19 protein-coding genes are annotated in these 16,935 nt (G+C 61.9%); 15 read left to right on the top strand and 4 right to left on the bottom strand.

Translation table 11 applies throughout. The features are described 5' to 3' along the window. Positions 1-4: 4 nt before the first annotated feature. Positions 5-1,015, top strand: coding sequence for a LacI family DNA-binding transcriptional regulator (locus tag AC244Q_RS23840; protein ID WP_113546516.1), 1,011 nt, complete (start codon positions 5-7; stop codon positions 1,013-1,015). A gap of 29 nt (positions 1,016-1,044) precedes the next feature. Here the strand turns inward: AC244Q_RS23840 and AC244Q_RS23835 are convergent, their stop codons facing one another. The 3 genes from AC244Q_RS23835 to rsmI all read right to left on the bottom strand — a co-directional run bounded on the left by AC244Q_RS23835 (position 1,045) and on the right by rsmI (position 2,941). Then, positions 1,045-1,551: a cupin domain-containing protein gene (locus AC244Q_RS23835; protein ID WP_017995784.1), complete on the bottom strand. Its 507-nt coding sequence runs from the start codon at positions 1,549-1,551 to the stop codon at positions 1,045-1,047. 114 nt (positions 1,552-1,665) lie between these two features. After that, entirely contained in the window at positions 1,666-2,034 is a 369-nt protein-coding gene (locus tag AC244Q_RS23830; protein ID WP_012759838.1) for a YraN family protein, read from the bottom strand. Then, positions 2,024-2,941, bottom strand: coding sequence for a 16S rRNA (cytidine(1402)-2'-O)-methyltransferase (rsmI, locus tag AC244Q_RS23825; protein ID WP_113546517.1), 918 nt, complete (start codon positions 2,939-2,941; stop codon positions 2,024-2,026). The genes AC244Q_RS23830 and rsmI overlap by 11 nt, the downstream gene beginning before the upstream one ends. 259 nt (positions 2,942-3,200) lie before the next feature. Between rsmI and dnaN the strand changes: the two genes are divergently transcribed. The 8 genes from dnaN to AC244Q_RS23785 all read left to right on the top strand — a co-directional run bounded on the left by dnaN (position 3,201) and on the right by AC244Q_RS23785 (position 9,125). Further along, positions 3,201-4,319 (top strand): DNA polymerase III subunit beta, encoded by a 1,119-nt coding sequence (gene dnaN, locus AC244Q_RS23820; protein ID WP_113546518.1) that lies wholly within the window; start codon positions 3,201-3,203, stop codon positions 4,317-4,319. A gap of 54 nt (positions 4,320-4,373) precedes the next feature. Beyond that, positions 4,374-5,285: a DUF72 domain-containing protein gene (locus AC244Q_RS23815; protein WP_113546519.1), complete on the top strand. Its 912-nt coding sequence runs from the start codon at positions 4,374-4,376 to the stop codon at positions 5,283-5,285. Between the two features lie 95 nt (positions 5,286-5,380). After that, positions 5,381-5,980 carry a phospholipid N-methyltransferase PmtA gene (pmtA, locus tag AC244Q_RS23810; RefSeq protein WP_012759835.1) on the top strand — a complete coding sequence of 200 codons (600 nt, stop codon included), beginning with the start codon at positions 5,381-5,383 and terminating at the stop codon, positions 5,978-5,980. 1 nt (position 5,981) lies between these two features. Further along, the gene (locus tag AC244Q_RS23805; RefSeq protein ID WP_113546520.1) at positions 5,982-6,563 is read left to right on the top strand and encodes a histidine phosphatase family protein; all 582 of its coding nucleotides are present in this window, start codon (positions 5,982-5,984) and stop codon (positions 6,561-6,563) included. A gap of 6 nt (positions 6,564-6,569) precedes the next feature. Beyond that, positions 6,570-7,277, top strand: coding sequence for an orotidine-5'-phosphate decarboxylase (pyrF, locus tag AC244Q_RS23800; RefSeq protein ID WP_003555977.1), 708 nt, complete (start codon positions 6,570-6,572; stop codon positions 7,275-7,277). A gap of 29 nt (positions 7,278-7,306) precedes the next feature. Further along, complete coding sequence (locus AC244Q_RS23795) at positions 7,307-7,594, top strand: DUF1330 domain-containing protein (RefSeq protein WP_113546521.1); 288 nt, start codon at positions 7,307-7,309, stop codon at positions 7,592-7,594. A gap of 112 nt (positions 7,595-7,706) precedes the next feature. Further along, complete coding sequence (locus tag AC244Q_RS23790) at positions 7,707-8,687, top strand: complex I NDUFA9 subunit family protein (protein WP_113546522.1); 981 nt, start codon at positions 7,707-7,709, stop codon at positions 8,685-8,687. Positions 8,688-8,972: 285 nt separating this feature from the next. Continuing rightward, a complete protein-coding gene (locus AC244Q_RS23785) occupies positions 8,973-9,125 on the top strand; it encodes a hypothetical protein (RefSeq protein WP_003544729.1) in 153 nt (50 codons plus the stop codon). A gap of 243 nt (positions 9,126-9,368) precedes the next feature. On the opposite strand, the gene AC244Q_RS23780 is transcribed toward AC244Q_RS23785, so the two are convergent. Next, positions 9,369-10,166, bottom strand: a complete 798-nt coding sequence (locus tag AC244Q_RS23780) for an undecaprenyl-diphosphate phosphatase (protein WP_128408005.1) — start codon at positions 10,164-10,166, stop codon at positions 9,369-9,371. Positions 10,167-10,398: 232 nt separating this feature from the next. Between AC244Q_RS23780 and AC244Q_RS23775 the strand changes: the two genes are divergently transcribed. The 6 genes from AC244Q_RS23775 (at position 10,399) to AC244Q_RS23750 (ending at position 16,896) form a co-directional block, all read left to right on the top strand. Continuing rightward, positions 10,399-11,091 (top strand): glutathione S-transferase family protein, encoded by a 693-nt coding sequence (locus AC244Q_RS23775; RefSeq protein ID WP_113546523.1) that lies wholly within the window; start codon positions 10,399-10,401, stop codon positions 11,089-11,091. A 12-nt stretch (positions 11,092-11,103) separates the two neighbouring features. Then, positions 11,104-12,261 (top strand): tRNA epoxyqueuosine(34) reductase QueG, encoded by a 1,158-nt coding sequence (queG, locus tag AC244Q_RS23770; protein WP_113546524.1) that lies wholly within the window; start codon positions 11,104-11,106, stop codon positions 12,259-12,261. Beyond that, positions 12,261-13,133 (top strand): SDR family oxidoreductase, encoded by an 873-nt coding sequence (locus AC244Q_RS23765; protein ID WP_113546525.1) that lies wholly within the window; start codon positions 12,261-12,263, stop codon positions 13,131-13,133. Before queG ends, AC244Q_RS23765 begins: the two co-directional genes overlap by 1 nt. Positions 13,134-13,539: 406 nt before the next feature. After that, positions 13,540-13,902 (top strand): septal ring lytic transglycosylase RlpA family protein, encoded by a 363-nt coding sequence (locus AC244Q_RS23760; RefSeq protein WP_012759827.1) that lies wholly within the window; start codon positions 13,540-13,542, stop codon positions 13,900-13,902. Between the two features lie 144 nt (positions 13,903-14,046). Continuing rightward, entirely contained in the window at positions 14,047-15,336 is a 1,290-nt protein-coding gene (locus AC244Q_RS23755) for an RsmB/NOP family class I SAM-dependent RNA methyltransferase (RefSeq protein ID WP_113546526.1), read from the top strand. Positions 15,337-15,621: 285 nt separating this feature from the next. After that, complete coding sequence (locus AC244Q_RS23750; RefSeq protein WP_113546527.1) at positions 15,622-16,896, top strand: imelysin family protein; 1,275 nt, start codon at positions 15,622-15,624, stop codon at positions 16,894-16,896. The last annotated feature ends 39 nt before the right edge of the window (positions 16,897-16,935 follow it).

The raw sequence follows: 16,935 nt of genomic DNA, 5'->3' as shown, positions 1-16,935 counted from the left end.
CGTTATGTCAAAGGTCGGGATTCGAGAGGTTGCCAAGCTTGCGGAAGTTTCCACCGGGACCGTTTCGCGGGTTTTGAATGATCATCCCTCCGTGACGAAGGAATTGCGGGCGCGCGTCACAGCGATCATCAAAGACCTCGGCTATACGCCCGACCCGTCGGCGCGAAGCATGCGCGGCAAGGTCAGCCGGCTCATCGGCATCGTCATTCCGGATCTGACCAATCCGTTCTTCGCGGAGCTTGTCCAATCGGCGGAACAGGCGGCGGCAAATCACGGCTATAATATCATCGTCATGACGTCGTTTGATCATGCGGCCAAGGAGGCTGACCGCATCAAACAGCTGACAAGCCGAAAGGTCGACGGCATCATGCTGGTTCCCAGCAATGATTTCCATACACTCAAGCTGCCGAAGGGATTGCCGATCGTCGTCGTCGACCGTCTCATGCCAGGATATTCCGGTATTGCCGCCGATCACCGCAATGGCGTTCGCCTTGGCGTCGAGCATCTTTTGCAGCTCGGTCATCGCCGCATCGGCTTCATCTCGGGGCCCGGCCACTCCGTCCCCGCCAACGATCGCCTCAGGGGCTATCTCGATGCGATCGAGCAAGCGGACGACAGCAAGCGAATGGCGGGCCCACCGCTGATCGCCGAGGCGGCTTTCGACTATGAAAGCGGCCGTGCCGCGGGAAATTATCTTCTGGCCCGTGCGCGCAACGAGCGGCCGACGGCGATCTTTGCAAGTTCGGACCAGCAGGCCATCGGCTGCATGCGGGCAGCGCATGATCTGGGAATTCCGATACCTGCAGCCCTTTCGATCCTCGGCTTCGACGGCATCCCGCTCGCAAGCATGACAACGCCACGCCTGACGACAGTGAAACAGCCGATTCAAGACATAGCCGCAGCGGCGGTGGCCGTTCTGTTGAACAAACAAACCGCGCCTGACCTCGACAATCCGATCCTATTCGGCTGCGAGATCTTGAAGGGCGAAACAACCGCCCCGCCTCAGCCCGATTAGCGCATAGGCCCGAACATCGAGATCGATCGTCAGGCGGCGATGCCCTGGTTGCCGCTGTTGCGCAGCATGTTGCGGAGGCGGTAGGCGATCGCCAAGGGCTTCGGGAAGGGCTTGCGCAGGAAGGCGACCTTGCGGACGTAATTGTCGACCCGCCAGCTTGCCCAGGTTCCGCCGGCGAAAAAGGCGACGTCGCCGGCACGCAGGGTTCGTTCCGTGCCGTCCTCGGCGGTGATATGAACCTCGCCTTCGAGGATCATCACTGTCTCGTCCCAGCCGAAACGCCAGCGGAATTCGCCCGCCGTGCAATCCCAGATCGCCGTCAGCGATGCCTCGTCATGGCCGCGCGAATGTTCGGCCGTGCGGGCCTGCGGATTGCCGCTGATAACCCAGTCCGGATTGATCGGCGTGGATTTAAGCGGCAGCAGACCGCTCGCATGCGCGACGAAGGATTTTCCGGCCGGCTTCGCCACGGCAGCATACGGCACCGAGCGCGCGGCCATGGCGACCGCACTTGCAAGCATTAGCTTCCAGGCCATGAAACAACCCCCAATTGTTATCCCTACCGAGTCGATAGCAGAGAGTCGTAAGAACCCGGTTCACGCGGGAACTAAAAGTTTAACGATCCGGAAATCCGATGGGTCGAAAGGGGCTCAGAAGGCATCAATAAAGTGCCGCGGCAGCCGGCCCGGCATGATCGCGACGATATCATAGCGCTGGGAAAGGCGGGCCTGATCCGCCTGGCGGGCAAGCCAGAGATCGCTTGCCGCCCGTATCCGCTTCTGCGCGGCGACAGAGACGGCGTCGACCGCCGCGGCCTCGCCATGGCGGGCCTTGACCTCAACGAAGACGGCGAGATCGCCCTTACGGGCGATGATGTCGATCTCGCCGAGCCTAGTGCGGTGGCGCAGCGCCAGGATGCGATAGCCCTTCAGCATCAGGAAGACGGCCGCGACATATTCCGACATGCGGCCCCGGCGCAGTGCCCTCCTCCTGATCGCGGTGAGATCGTTATCGCCCATCGGCGTTCTTGATCTCCAGCAGGCGCTGGTAGAGCACCTTGCGCGGCAGGCCGGTGAGGCGGGCGGCCTCGGTCGCGGCGCCTGCCGTCGGCATCGACTTCGACAGGTCGGCCAGCATGGCTTCGACATCGGCCTCAGCGGTCTCGACCGGCTCCGGCGGACCGATCACGAGGACGATCTCGCCCTTGACGTTTTCCACCTGTTGATAATGCGCCGCAAGGTCGGCAAGCGTGCCGCGGCGGAACTCTTCATAGGTCTTGGTCAGTTCGCGGCAGACGGAGGCGGGCCGAGCGCCGCCCAGCACATCGGCGGCGGCCAGAAGCGTTGCGCCGATGCGATGCGGCGATTCAAAGAAGATCAGCGTCGCGGGTGCTGCGGCAAGTTCACCCAGCCGGTCGCGGCGGGCCTTGTCCTTGGCCGGCAGGAAACCGGCGAAAAGAAAGGCATCGTTCGGCAGGCCGGAGCCGACAAGGGCTGCGAGCGGGGCGGAGGCGCCGGGAATGGGAATGACGCGGTAACCTGCCGCTATCGCCTGCTGCGCCAGCCGATAGCCGGGATCGGAGACCAGCGGCGTGCCGGCATCGGAAACCAGCGCCACCGAGCGCCCGGCTTCGAGCGCCTGCAGCAGCCTTGGACCGGCCTCGTCGGCATTGTGCTCGTGATAGGCAAAGGGGCGGTTCTGGATGCCGTAGCGGTCGAGCAGCACGCGGGTGACGCGTGTATCTTCGCAGGCAAGCACATCGGCGCCGGCCAGCGTCTCGAGCGCCCGCAGCGTGATATCGCCGAGATTGCCGATGGGAGTGGCGACGAGATAGAGCGCCGGCTCCAGCGGCCGCGCCGGCACCGTTGCATTGTGCAGGCGGAAGCTTCGCCGGCTGGCGGCGTCCGCTGTGGTTTCCTCATTCATGCCATTTGCTTTCGTCCCGCCGGCTCGTCGCCGGCATCGAACCCTTATGGGCGAGCCGCACCGCTTCGGCAAGGGTTCGGATTTCTGTGAGCATTGCTCTGGAAAACCGCAAATGCAGGGGTGCCGACGTCCATGCCTCTTGCAAAGCAATGCTGAAGTCTGCCATTTTGCCCGTCCACTCCCCCGGCCTCAAGCCGGGACAGCATTCTTCGGGTGCTCGACGCGCCCGGACAGTCACGGTCGAAAGCGGTAGCATCCCATGCGTATTACTATTGAGCGGTCAAACCTGTTGAAATCGCTGAACCACGTCCACCGCGTGGTCGAACGTCGCAACACGATCCCGATCCTGTCCAACGTATTGCTCAAAGCCGACGGCCAGAAGCTCGATATGAAGGCGACCGACCTCGACCTCGAAATCACCGAGGCGACACCTGCTAGCGTCGAGCAGCCCGGCGCCACCACCGTTCCCGCGCATCTTCTCTACGACATCGTGCGCAAGCTTTCCGACGGATCGGAAGTGCTGCTTGCCACCAGCCCCGATGGCGGCGCGATGACCGTGCAGTCCGGCCGCTCGAAATTCTCGCTGCAATGCCTGCCGGAATCGGACTTCCCTGATCTCACGGCCGGCACCTTCACGCATTCCTTCAAGGTGAAGGCGGCCGATCTGAAGATGCTGATCGACCGCACGCAGTTCGCGATCTCCACGGAAGAGACGCGTTATTATCTGAACGGCATCTTCTTCCACACGATCGAGAGCAACGGCCAGCTGAAGCTCAGGGCGGTTGCGACCGACGGCCACCGGCTGGCGCGCGCCGATGTCGATGCGCCTTCCGGCTCCGAGGGGATGCCCGGCATCATCATTCCGCGCAAGACGGTCGGCGAGCTGCAGAAGCTGGTCGACAATCCCGAGGTAATGGTGACCGTCGAGGTCTCCGACGCCAAGATCCGGCTGACGATCGGCTCGATCGTCATGACCTCGAAACTGATCGACGGCACCTTCCCGGATTATCAGCGCGTCATCCCCACCGGCAACGACAAGGAAATGCGGGTCGACTGCACGAGTTTCGCACAGGCCGTCGACCGCGTCTCGACGATCTCCTCCGAGCGCGGCCGCGCCGTCAAGCTGGCACTTTCCGAGGGGCAGTTGATGCTGACCGTCAACAATCCCGATTCCGGCAGCGCGACGGAAGAAGTTGCCGTCGGCTACGACACGGATGCGATGGAAATCGGCTTTAATGCCAAATACTTGCTCGACATCACCGCCCAGCTTTCCGGCGAGGAAGCGATCTTCCTGCTTGCCGATGCCGGCTCGCCGACGCTGATCCGCGACACGGCGGGCGACGATGCGCTCTACGTGCTGATGCCGATGCGCGTCTGACCGGAACGAAGGCCGCCCATTGCCGTTTTTCCTCCTGTCAAAACGGAGGATCCCATGACCAAAAAGACGGGAACGGTGCGCATCGGCATATCCGGCTGGACCTATGCGCCCTGGCGCGGTCAATTCTACCCGAAGGACCTGCCGCAGAAGCAGGAGCTTTCCTACGCCGCCCGGCACTTCCGGTCGATCGAGATCAACGGCACCTTCTACGGATTGCAGCGGCCCGACAGCTTCGGCCGCTGGCGCGAGGAAACGCCGGCGGATTTCGTCTTCGCGGTCAAAGGACCGCGCTTCATCACCCATATGCTGCGGCTGCAGGATATCCAGACGGCGCTCGCCAATTTTCTCGCCTCCGGCGTTTTGCGGCTCGGCCCCAAGCTCGGGCCGATCCTCTGGCAATTCCCGCCGAACATGGTCTTCGACCCATCCCTTTTCGACAGCTTTTTGTCGCTGCTGCCGCACGACCGCGACGCGGCGATAGCGCTTGCGAAACGGCACGACTGGCATATCAAGGGACCGGCCTGGCTTAAATGCGACGGGCACCAGCCGATCCGGCATGCGCTGGAGATCCGCCACGAGAGCTTCCGCTCACCTGCCTTCATCGAGATGCTCAGGCGGCACAGGGTCGCTCTCGTCTGCGCCGATACGGTGAAATGGCCGCTGCTGATGGATGTCACCGCCGATTTCATCTACTGCCGCCTGCATGGTTCCGAAAAGCTCTATGTCAGCGGCTACGAGGGCGAAGCGCTCGACATATGGGCGCAACGCATCCGCGCCTGGGCCACGGGTGGAGAACCTGACAATGCGACGCGAGTGCTGGCGCCCGTAGCGGCGCGTAACAAGCGCCGCGACGTCTATCTCTATTTCGACAATACCGATGTAAAGCTCCGCGCCCCTATCGATGCCGACCATTTGAGCGAAAGGCTCGCCGACCTCATGCCTCGTTCAGCGCCCGAAGCTGCATGAACTGTTGATGCCGATGTCCTTGTTGCGAAAATCCTTGTCCCTTAAGCGACAAGCGGCATATTAAGGCATTCGATCAACATGCGGATGGGTGGAGAATGAGCTTACGGGTCAAGGTGAAGGAACGGTTGGGCAAGAAGTTCGACGACGAGATCCGCTTCTTCCGGGGCATGATGCAGGGGCCGAAGACGGTGGGCTCGATCGTGCCGACCTCCTCGATCACGGCGAAGCGCATGGCAAGCGTCGTCGATATCCATTCCGGGCTGCCGGTGCTTGAACTCGGACCGGGCACGGGTGCTATCACCAAGGCCATTCTCGGCCGCGGCGTCCGTCCGGAAAATCTCGTCGCAATCGAATATTCGACGGATTTTCATAAACATCTGCAGCGAACCTATCCCGGCGTGCACTTCATCAACGGCGATGCCTTCGATCTTCAGAGCACTCTTGGCAATTTCAGCGGTCTCACCTTCGATTCCGTCGTCTCGGGCATTCCGCTGCTGAATTTCCCGATGGCGAAGCGCATCTCGCTGCTCGAAAGCCTGCTCGATCGACTGCCGGCCGGCCGGCCGATGGTGCAGATTTCCTATGGCGCGATCTCGCCGATCGCCGCCAATCCCGACCGCTACCATATCCAGCATTTCGACTTCGTCATGCGCAATATTCCGCCGGCGCAGCTCTGGATCTATAAGCGCGGCTGAGATGTTCGGGATCTACATCACTCATCCGCAGGTCAGGATCGACCCAAACGTGCCGGTGCCGAAATGGGGGCTTTCCGATGTCGGCGCGGCGCGGGCGCGCGAAGCGGCAGAGAGCGGCTGGGCGAGGCAATTGCAACGCATCGTCTCCAGCGACGAGACGAAGGCGATCGAGACGGCCGAAATCCTGGCGGAAGCGTCCGGCGTGACGATCGAGATCGTCCACGCGACGCACGAGAACGACCGCACGGCCACCGGCTTCCTGCCGCCGCCGCAATTCGAAGAGGCGGCCGACTGGTTCTTCGCCCATCCGGAACAAAGCTTCAAGGGCTGGGAGCGCGCAGTCGACGCGCAGGCCCGCATCGTCGAGGCCGTTAATGCCGTTCTTGCCACGCATGATGCGACGGCGCCGATCGCCTTTGTCGGCCATGGCGGCGTCGGCACGCTGCTCAAATGCCATCTGGCGGGCAGCCCGATCGCGCGCGACCGCGACCAGCCCGGCGGCGGCGGCAATCTCTATGCTTTCGGTCTTGCGGATCGGCGCCTAACATGCGACTGGACGCCCATCGAAGACTGGCAGGGGTGACTTCAGATGGACGCACGCGAGCGGTTGATCGTCGGCCTGGATGTTCCAACGATCGGCGAGGCGGAAAGACTGGTTTCCACGCTCGGCGACGACATTCTCTTCTATAAGATCGGCTATCAGCTGGTCTTTGCCGGCGGCCTGGAATTCGCCCGTGATCTTGCCGCAAGCGGCAAGAAGATCTTTCTCGACATGAAGCTGCTCGACATCGACAACACTGTCGCCTCCGGCGTCGAGAACATCGCCAAGATGGGCATGTCGATGCTGACGCTGCATGCCTATCCGAAAGCCATGAAGGCAGCGGTCGAGGCCGCAGCCGGCTCCGGCCTCTGCCTGCTCGGCGTGACCGTGCTGACCTCGATGGATGCCGACGACCTTGCCGAGGCGGGCTACAGCCAGGATCCGCACAGCCTGGTGCTGCGCCGCGCCGAACAGGCGCGCGCAGCCGGCATGGGCGGTATCGTCTGCTCAGCGGAGGAAGCGGCTGCGGTGCGCGAGATCGTCGGACCCGAGATGGCGATCGTTACGCCCGGCATTCGCCCTGATGGTAGCGACAAGGGCGACCAGAAGCGGGTGATGACGCCTTTCGACGCGCTGAAGGCGGGAGCGACGCATCTCGTTGTCGGTCGGCCTGTCGTCAAGGCGCCGGATCCCCGAGATGCCGCCCGCGCGATCCTCAGCGAGATGGTGTCGGCACTCTGGCCGGCAAACCGCTGACCGCATTCAACGACAAGAGGGAGAAGACCATGGCCAAAGGATACTGGATCGCCCGCGTCGACGTTCGCGATGCCCAGCGCTACAAGGACTACGTCGCTGCGGCCAAGCCGGCCTTCGAAAAATATGGCGCGAATTTCCTGGCGCGCGGCGGCGCCTTCACCGAACTCGAGGGCAAGGCGCGCGTCCGCAACGTAGTGATTGAATTCCCGTCGATGCCGCATGCGGTCGACTGCTACAATTCGCCGGAATATCAGATCGCCGCGAAAATCCGCCAGGAGGCCGCGGATGCGGAAATGGTCGTCGTCGAAGGCGTCTGATCGACGTTACATCTTAAAAAACTGACGGCGTGATGGGCCTTCCCGTCGCGCAGGGATTCGGCTAAGACGAGAGCCAATTCAGCATCCCGCAAAGCCTTTCGAGGAGCCTGCCATGACCCTTGCCAACCTGCCGCCGCTCGTTACCGTGTTCGGAGGCTCCGGTTTCGTGGGCAGGCACGTGGTTCGGGCGCTGGCCAAGCGCGGTTATAACATCCGCGTCGCCGTGCGCCGTCCCGATCTCGCCGGCTTCCTGCAGCCTCTCGGCAATGTCGGCCAGATCTCCTTCGTGCAGGCGAACCTGCGCTACCGCAGCTCGATCGACCGCGCCGTCGACGGGGCAAGCCATGTCGTCAACTGCGTCGGCATTCTGCACGAGGCCGGCCGCAACACATTCGACGCCGTGCAGGAATTCGGCGGCCGTGCGGTTGCCGAAGCGGCGCGCGGCGCGGGTGCGACGCTGACGCATATTTCGGCGATCGGCGCCGACGCGAAATCCGATTCCGACTATGGCCGCACCAAGGGCCGCGCCGAAACGGCCATCCTGTCGGTCAAGCCCGATGCGGTGATCTTCCGTCCGTCGATCGTCTTCGGACCGGAGGACAGCTTCTTCAACAAGTTTGCCGAGATGGCACGCATGTCGCCGATCCTGCCGCTTATTGGCGGCGGCAAGACGAAATTCCAGCCTGTCTATGTCGAGGATATCGCCGAGGCCGTCGCCCGCGCCGTCGACGGCAAGGTTGCCGGCGGCAAGGTCTATGAGCTTGGCGGGCCCGAGGTGCTGAGCTTCCGCGAATGTCTCGAGACGATGCTGAAGGTAACGTGCCGCAAGAACCCGCTGGTATCCCTGCCCTTCGGCATCGCTTCGATGATCGGCAGCATCGCCTCGCTGATCCCCTTCATAACGCCGCCGATCACGCCGGATCAGGTGCGCATGCTGAAGCGCGACAATGTCGTCTCCCGAGAAGCCGAGGCGGAAGGCCGCACGCTGAAGGGCCTCGGCATTGCGCCCACCATGGTGGCATCGGTGCTCGGCTCCTATCTGGTGCACTATCGTCCGCACGGCCAATACACCGGCACCGGCAAGGCCGCCTGACCATCTTTTCCAACAGATGCGACTTGGCCGTCTGCGGATCCCGTGGGCGGCCTTTTGGCGTTGCCGTGTCATGCAAAGCCCGGCGCAAGCCTGGGGTGTTTTGCTGTCCACCACATTGAGTTGCGTTGCATAAAAGACGCATCGGAAATTTTGTGGAATTAACGCGAAATTTAGCAGGAACGTTTATTGCTATTTGCCATTCCACTGACTACCAAACCCGCGCGTCTTCCAACGGACTCAACGCCTGCGGTCGCGCGCGGCAATCACTGTGAAAGGCAATTCTCGATGGGCAAGTCAATCGCGCTCCTGTTTGCGTGTGCGGCGCTGGTTATCCTTGCAGGCTCTTTCGTTGCGCCCGGTTCGGTCGCGGCGGTAAAGGGCGATTGCTCGCCGGCCTACGGCGTCGATCCTTGCTCGACGGCTTCGATCATCCATTGACGAAAAGCCCGGCCCTGCGCCGGCATCCTGCTCCAAGCAAGCAGTCGATCGAAACGCCTGACACAGGGCGCTTCTAGATCATCGCTCAGTTTCGCCTGCTTCAAAGCGGCGGTGGGAGCGTAGCCCCTCAATGACCAACTGAAAAATCGGCGCCTTGCCGGTAATCGGGTGCCTGTTTTGCGGTCCGACGGGGCATTTGCATTCGCGCCGGGAGTTGCGCGAATGCAATGCAGGACGGATGTCTCAGGCAATCAAGCCGGTCGCGGCCATGCCGAGCAGCAAAACACCGAGAATGATGCGGTAGATGGCAAACAGGGTAAACCGGTTGCTCCTGATATAGGCCAGCAGCCACTTGACCGCGACGAAAGCGACGACCGTGGAGACGACGAAGGCGATGCCGAGCGCCGTCCAGTCTTCGCCTGCCGCTCCGCCATCCCTGAACGTCTTCAGCAATTCATAGGCGCTGGCGGCGTACATTGTGGGTATGCCGACGAGAAAGGCAAATTCGGTCGCGGAGGCGCGGTTGCCCGTGCCTGCCAGCATGGCAACGAAGATGGTGGCGCCGGAGCGCGAGGTTCCCGGGAAGACGCCGGCAACGATCTGGGCGATGCCGACCAGGATGGCGACAAGCCAGGTAATCTCTTTATGCGGCGGCCTGCGGGCGGCGGCCCATTCGGCAAAGATCATCCAGATACCGCCAATGATGAGCGCCCAGGCGATCGGTGTTGCAGTCTCCGGCAGTTCAAAGCCGAGTTTCTTGACGACCAGTCCGAGAATGGCGGTGATGAGAAAGGCGACGATCAGCTTGGCGGCATAATCGCGGTTGACGGGGTCGCGCCAGCCAAGCACCAGATCCACCAGGCGACGCCAGTAAATGATGGTGACGGCGAGGATGGCGCCCGCCTGAATAACGATGTTGAACATATCCGACCGATGTCCGAGCCATTGCTCGGCGATGATCAGGTGGCCGGTGCTCGAGATCGGCAGGAACTCGGTGATCCCTTCTATGACGCCGAGAATTGCAGCATTTATATAATCCATACATTGTCTCCGGTTTAAAGTTCGGTCGGGCCTGAGCGCTTGGGCCGATCAGGCTGCCGCTTCCATTCGTTCGTTAGACCGTGTTTCGCCATTATCAGATGGCCTGAAAAATCCGATTCGCTTGTATTGGCGGGGCCAAGCTCCTATAGCTTCAACCAATGAGTCATGACTAGGGCGCTATAATCGAGCTGCCACACAGTCCTGTAACAGCAATCACAAAGCCCGAGTATCGATGCCCACGCTTTATCATCATCCCATGTCATCCGCATCTCGCTTCGTCCGGCTGATCCTGGCGGAATACGGCTACCAGGCGGATCTGATCGAAGAGCAGACATGGGAGAAGCGCCGGGATTTTCTGGCGCTCAATCCGGCCGGCACGCTGCCTGTTTATGTCGACGACAGCATGCGCGCGCTCTGCGGCGCGAGCGTCATTTCCGAATATCTGGACGAGACGCATGGCGTCTTGAAGCGCGACCGGCGGCTGCTCGCCGAAGACCCTTTCCAGCGGGCGGAAATCCGCCGGCTGACCGAATGGTTCATGCAGAAGGTGGAAAACGACGTGACCAAGCCGCTCGCCCGCGAGCGTGTCTACAAGTTGCAGATGACCGCGGATCAGGGCGGCGGAGCGCCGGATTCGAAGGTTTTGCGCACGGCCCGCGCGAATATCCGCCAGCATATGCGCTATCTCACCTGGCTTGCCGGCTCGCGTCAGTGGCTGGCGGGCGAGCGGATGAGCTATGCCGACCTTGCCGCCGCGGCGTCGATCTCAATCCTCGACTATCTCGGCGAGATCGAGTGGGCGGATTCGCCCGTCGTCAAGGACTGGTACCAGCGGCTGAAGTCGCGTCCCTCCTTCCGGCCGATGCTGACCGAGCGCGTGCGCGGCCTGACACCGGTTTCACACTATGCCGATCTGGATTTCTGACGAGGGCTCTTCATGCCCGAAGCTGACAATGATGCCAAAGAGCGCCGTCGCCGCGACAATTTGACCGAGTTCGTCCGGGCGGAATCTGCCGCCAAGGGCTTCGATCTTTGCCGCATCACGCGACCGGACACGATCCCGCAAGCGAAAGAGCGTCTCGGCCAATTCATCGATGCCGGGCGCCACGGGACGATGGACTGGATGGCGGAGACGCGCGACCGGCGCGGCGATCCGCGCACACTCTGGAGCGAGGTGCGCTCCGTTGTTGTCTTCGGCCTGAATTACGCCCCGGAGGAAGATCCCCGCGCTATCCTCGACAAGCCAGACAAGGCAGCGATATCAGTCTATGCCCGCAACCGCGATTATCACGACGTCATCAAGGGCCGGCTGAAGGAGATCGCCACGCGCTTTGCGGCGCGGGCGGGCGCCGATGTAAAGGTCTTCGTCGATACGGCGCCGGTGATGGAAAAGCCCTTAGCGGCGGCGGCCGGGCTCGGCTGGCAGGGGAAACATACCAATCTCGTCAGCCGCATGCACGGCTCCTGGTTGTTCCTCGGCACGATGTTCACCACCGCCGATCTTGTGATCGACGCGCCGGAGAGCGATCATTGCGGCACCTGCCGCGCCTGCCTCGACATCTGTCCGACTGCTGCCTTCCCGGCGCCTTACCAGATCGACGCGCGGCGCTGCATCTCTTATCTCACCATCGAGCACAAGGGACCGATCGACGCCGATTTGCGCATATTGATCGGCAATCGCATCTACGGCTGCGACGACTGTCTTGCCGCCTGTCCCTGGAACAAGTTCGCAAGCTCCGCCTCCGAGATGAAGCTACAGGCGCGGGAAGATCTGAAGGAGCCGTCGATCGCCTTTCTGCTGACGCTTGACGATGCCGCCTTCCGTGCCTTTTTCAGCGGCTCGCCGGTGAAGCGGATCGGCCGCGACCGCTTCGTCCGCAACGTGCTGATCGCCGCCGGCAATTCCGGCGACAAGGCGCTCATCGGGCCATGTCGCCGGCTTTCGGCCGATCCCTCACCCGTGGTGCGCGGCATGGCGGTCTGGGCGCTTTCGCGACTGATGCAGGCTGGCGAATTTGCGGCCTTTGCCGCACAAAGGACGGATGAGAGAGATGACGACGTCCTGAACGAATGGCGATTGGCGGGAGTGGGTTGATGCATGTGATGATCTTTGGCTGCGGCTATTCCGGCACGGCAATCGCCAAGGCCTTTGCCGGCGACGACGTGCGGGTTTCCGGCACCACGCGCTCGCCAGACAAGATGGACGTGCTCCGCCGGAACGGCATCGAAGCATTCCTTTTCGACGGCGAGAGCATGGAAGAGGGGCTGCGGCGGGCCTTGACTGGTGTAACGCATCTGGTGCAGTCGATCGCCCCTGGAAAGGCCGACCCGCTGCTGCGGCTGTTTGGCAAAGATGGCGCAAGCCTGCTGCCGAAGCTCGAATGGATCGGTTATCTCTCCACCGTCGGCGTCTATGGCGATCACCAGGGCGCCTGGGTGAGTGAGGAAACGCCGTGCCTGCCCGTTTCCGGACGGTCGACCGAGCGGCTCGAGGCGGAAGAGGGCTGGCTGGCGATGGGCCGGGAGCGCGGCGTGCCGGCGGCGGTGCTGCGCCTTTCCGGCATCTATGGGCCGGGCCGCAACGCCTTCTGCAATCTGGACAAGGGCACGGCGCGACGGCTGATCAAGAAGGACCAGGTGTTCAACCGCGTCCGCGTCGAAGATATCGGTGCGGCGACACGCTTCCTGTCGGAGCGCGGCCTCGGCGGCATCTATAATGTCACCGACGACCGGCCCGGCCCGCCGCAGAATGTGATCGTCGAGGCAGCCCGCCTGATGGGCGTCGAACCGCCGCCGGAGCAGGCCTTCGAGACCGCCGAATTGACGCCGATGGCGCGCACCTTTTACGGCGAGAACAAACGGGTTTCGAATGCGAAACTGAAGGCCGCCGGCTTCGCATTCTCCTTCCCGAACTATCCCATGTCGCTTGCGCAATTGTGGCGGGATGGACGCTGGCGGGGGGAGTAGAACTCAGTCCTGTTTGCGACGGATACGTTCACCCAAAATGAGTAGGAAATTCCTACTTTCCCGGTTTGGCCGGACAATTTTCGCCGCATCCTATGGTTAACGGCCTTTGAATTTGCCCAAATGTGGCAGTAAATATGGCGAAATGGGAAAAATATTTTCGCGATTTTCGTGAACGCCATGGCGTTAACTATCCCTTCGGAAAATTCGTTCGGATTTTAACTGATTTTATTAGGTTTTTTCCACGTTTTGGCGCGGCGCGCATTCCTGGAATCCCGACACCACACTCACGAATGTTACCGACTGTAATATTCCGTGAACAGTAGCGGCACTTTTTCGCCACTTTTTCGCAGATTTAAGCCCCGCCGCCTGCAAGGGCGTGAGTTCAATAGTTGAGGGATACTCTGTTTTGAAGAACATACGTCGTTCTATTGTCGCCGCTGTAACTATTGCAGCCTGTTCTTCCATGCTTCCGGCGGAAGGTTTTGCTGGCAATGGTTGTGGCGGTGCTTCATGGTACGCACTTCGCTCCAAAACTGCTTCCGGGGAACGTATGAACCCTGCCATCTTGACTGCCGCACATCGTTCGCTTGCTTTCGGCACCAAGGTGAAGGTCACCAACCGCAACAATGGCCGCACCGTCGTCGTTCGTATCAACGATCGTGGTCCGTTCATCCGTGGTCGTGTGATCGACCTGTCGCGCGCCGCCGCGCAGAATATCGGCATGGTGAGCTCCGGCACTGCGAAGGTCTGCTACCAGGTCGTCAGCTGAGGCCGCCACTGACTGCGCCGGAAGCGGCGCTTGCTCTTGCCGTCAATCGCGGTTACCACCCGGTTGAGACTTGTGAACAAACGACTGCGTGACACTCGCGTTTGCGCTGATCGTTCACACGCCACGGCAACAGGAGACATGTGAATGCGTCTGGGCGGCCGCCTCGAAGGGGCGATTTCTGTGCTCGCGGACATCGATGCCCGCAAGCGGCCCGTCGCCGACGCGCTGAAGGACTGGGGCCTTGCGCACCGCTTCGCCGGCTCCGGCGATCGTGCTGCGATCGGCAACATCGTCTATGACGCACTGCGCATGCGGCTTTCCCATGCCTGGCTGATGGATGACGACAGTCCTGCTGCCATTGCCCATGCCGTCATGTTCCGCCAATGGGGTTTCACACCTGACCGTCTTGCCACTGAGCTGGCGGATGACAAATTTGCGCCGGCGCCGCTTTCAGCCGACGCTGTTGCGGCCTTTCAAAGCCGCTCGCTCGACGATGCGCCGCCGCATATCCGCGGCGATATTCCCGAATGGGTCCAACCCTCCTTCGAACAGGCCTTCGGCGCCGGATGGCTCGTCGAGGCACAGGCGCTCGCCGCCCGCCCGACGCTCGATCTGCGCGCCAACAGCCTCAAGGCGTCCCGCGACAAGGTCGTCAAGGCGCTCGAAAGAGCCAACGCGCATGCTGCGAAGATCGCCCGCTACGGCATCCGGATTGCCGCTGGCGAAGGCGCCTCGCGTCTTCCCAACGTGACAGCCGAGCTTTCGTTCCAGAAAGGCTGGTTCGAAGTTCAGGACGAGGGATCACAGATCGTCGCTGACCTGGTGCTCGCCCATGATGGCGAACAGGTTCTCGACTATTGCGCCGGCGGCGGCGGCAAGACGCTCGCCATGGCCGCGGCCATGCAGAACAAGGGACAGGTTCACGCCTATGACGCCGACCGCAAACGGCTGGCGCCGATCATCGAGCGGCTGAAGCGGGCGGGCACACGCAATGTCCAGGTGCATGACGATGCCAGGGCGCTCGCCGCCCTTGCCGGACGCTGCGACAAGGTGTTAGTCGACGCGCCCTGCACCGGCACCGGCACATGGCGCCGCCGCCCCGATACGAAATGGCGGCTGACGGCGAAGAACCTCGACGAACGCACCGCCCAGCAACAGGACGCGCTGGCGCAGGCGAGCAGCTTCGTCAAATCAGGCGGCGAACTGATCTATGTGACCTGCTCGGTCCTGCCCCAAGAGAACGAGGAACAGGCGCGCCGCTTCACGGCTGACAATCCTGATTTTCAGATCGTCAGTGCCCTGCCTGCCTGGGATCAGCTGTTCGGAAAGGACGCCCCGCGTCCGCACTCTTCCGACGGCCTGTCGGTGACTTTGACCCCCGCTTCCACCGATACAGACGGCTTCTTCTTCTGCCGCATGCAGCGGAAGGGCTGACGCGACTTAGCGGAGGCCTCAGCAACTGCCGGTTTTTCAAGCAAATGCCGTTCAAAAATGACCGGTTAGCCACGCCTGTCCGTTCTTAAAATCATTCCAAACTAGAGTGTTTGACACCAGTTTGCTTTTGCGCGAAGAGACGGAGCCCGATTACAGCGCCGCGCGTCTTATCAGACGCGCAAAGGACGCTGTAACACTTTGAATCGACGCATCGTGCTTTCCGAAAATCGATTCCGATTTTCGGGCCGATGCGGTAGACGGAAAATCCCGTCACAGGAGAGGATCATGAAGCTCAACACATTCCGCGCAGCCGTGCTGGCGATTGCCCCCGCCGCCCTGCTCGCCCTTCCTGCGCATGCCGCGACCGATGCTGCTAGCGTGGTGAAACACTATGCCGACGTGGCGCATGCAAAATACGAAGACTCGCTGACGACGGCCAAGGCGCTCGACGCCGCGATCGACGCCTTCCTGAAGGCGCCGACTGATGCGACGCTCAAGGCCGCCAGGGAGGCCTGGATCAAGGCGCGCGTCCCCTACCAGCAGACGGAAGTCTATCGCTTCGGCAATCCGATCGTCGACGACTGGGAAGGCAAGGTCAATGCGTGGCCGCTCGATGAAGGCCTGATCGACTATGTCGATGCTTCCTACGGCACCGAGAGCGACGAAAATTCTCTCTATGTGGCAAATGTCATCGCCAACAAGACGATCAAGATCGACGGCAAGGATGTCGACGCCTCCAAGCTGACGCCGGAATTCCTCTCCGGCACGCTGGCTGAGGCCGGCGGCATCGAAGCCAATGTCGCGACCGGCTATCACGCCATCGAATTCCTGCTCTGGGGTCAGGATCTGAACGGCACGGGTCCCGGCGCCGGCGACCGTCCGGCAACCGATTACGACCTCAAGAACTGCACGCACGGCAATTGCGACCGCCGCGCCGAATATCTGAAGTCCGCCTCCACGCTGCTCGTTTCCGACCTGCAGGAAATGACCGACAACTGGACGCCGGACGGCGCTGCGACGAAGAACGTCGAAGCCGATCCGAAGGCCGGCCTCGTCGCGATCCTGACGGGCATGGGTTCGCTTTCCTACGGCGAGCTTGCCGGCGAGCGCATGAAGCTCGGCCTGCTGCTGCACGATCCCGAGGAAGAGCATGATTGCTTCTCGGACAATACCTACAACTCGCATCTCAACGACGCGATCGGGATCGCTGCTGCCTATACCGGCAACTATACCCGCGTCGACGGCACCAAGCTCAGCGGCCCGTCGCTGCATGATCTGGTGGCCGCCAAGGACAAGGCGCTCGATGCCGAAGTGGAAGGCAAGCTCAACAAGACGCTCGATGCGATGAATGCCATGGCAAAGCGCGGCGAGACCGTCGAGAAGTACGACCAGATGATCGGCGAAGGCAACAAGGAAGGCAATGCCGTCGTTCAGGCCGCCATTGACGGCCTGATCGATCAGACGAAATCGGTGCAGCGCGTTATTGCCGCACTCGATCTCGGTACGGTTCAGCTTGAAGGTTCCGACAGCTTGGATAATCCTAACGCCGTCTTCAAATAAGCAAAAAGGCGGGCCGCTTCGAAAGCCGGAGCGGCCCGG

The sequence above is a fragment of the Rhizobium sp. CB2179 genome (assembly GCF_057653455.1).
The sequence above is the reverse complement of the archived record's forward strand: the minus strand, read 5'-3'. Positions and strand labels throughout refer to the sequence as shown.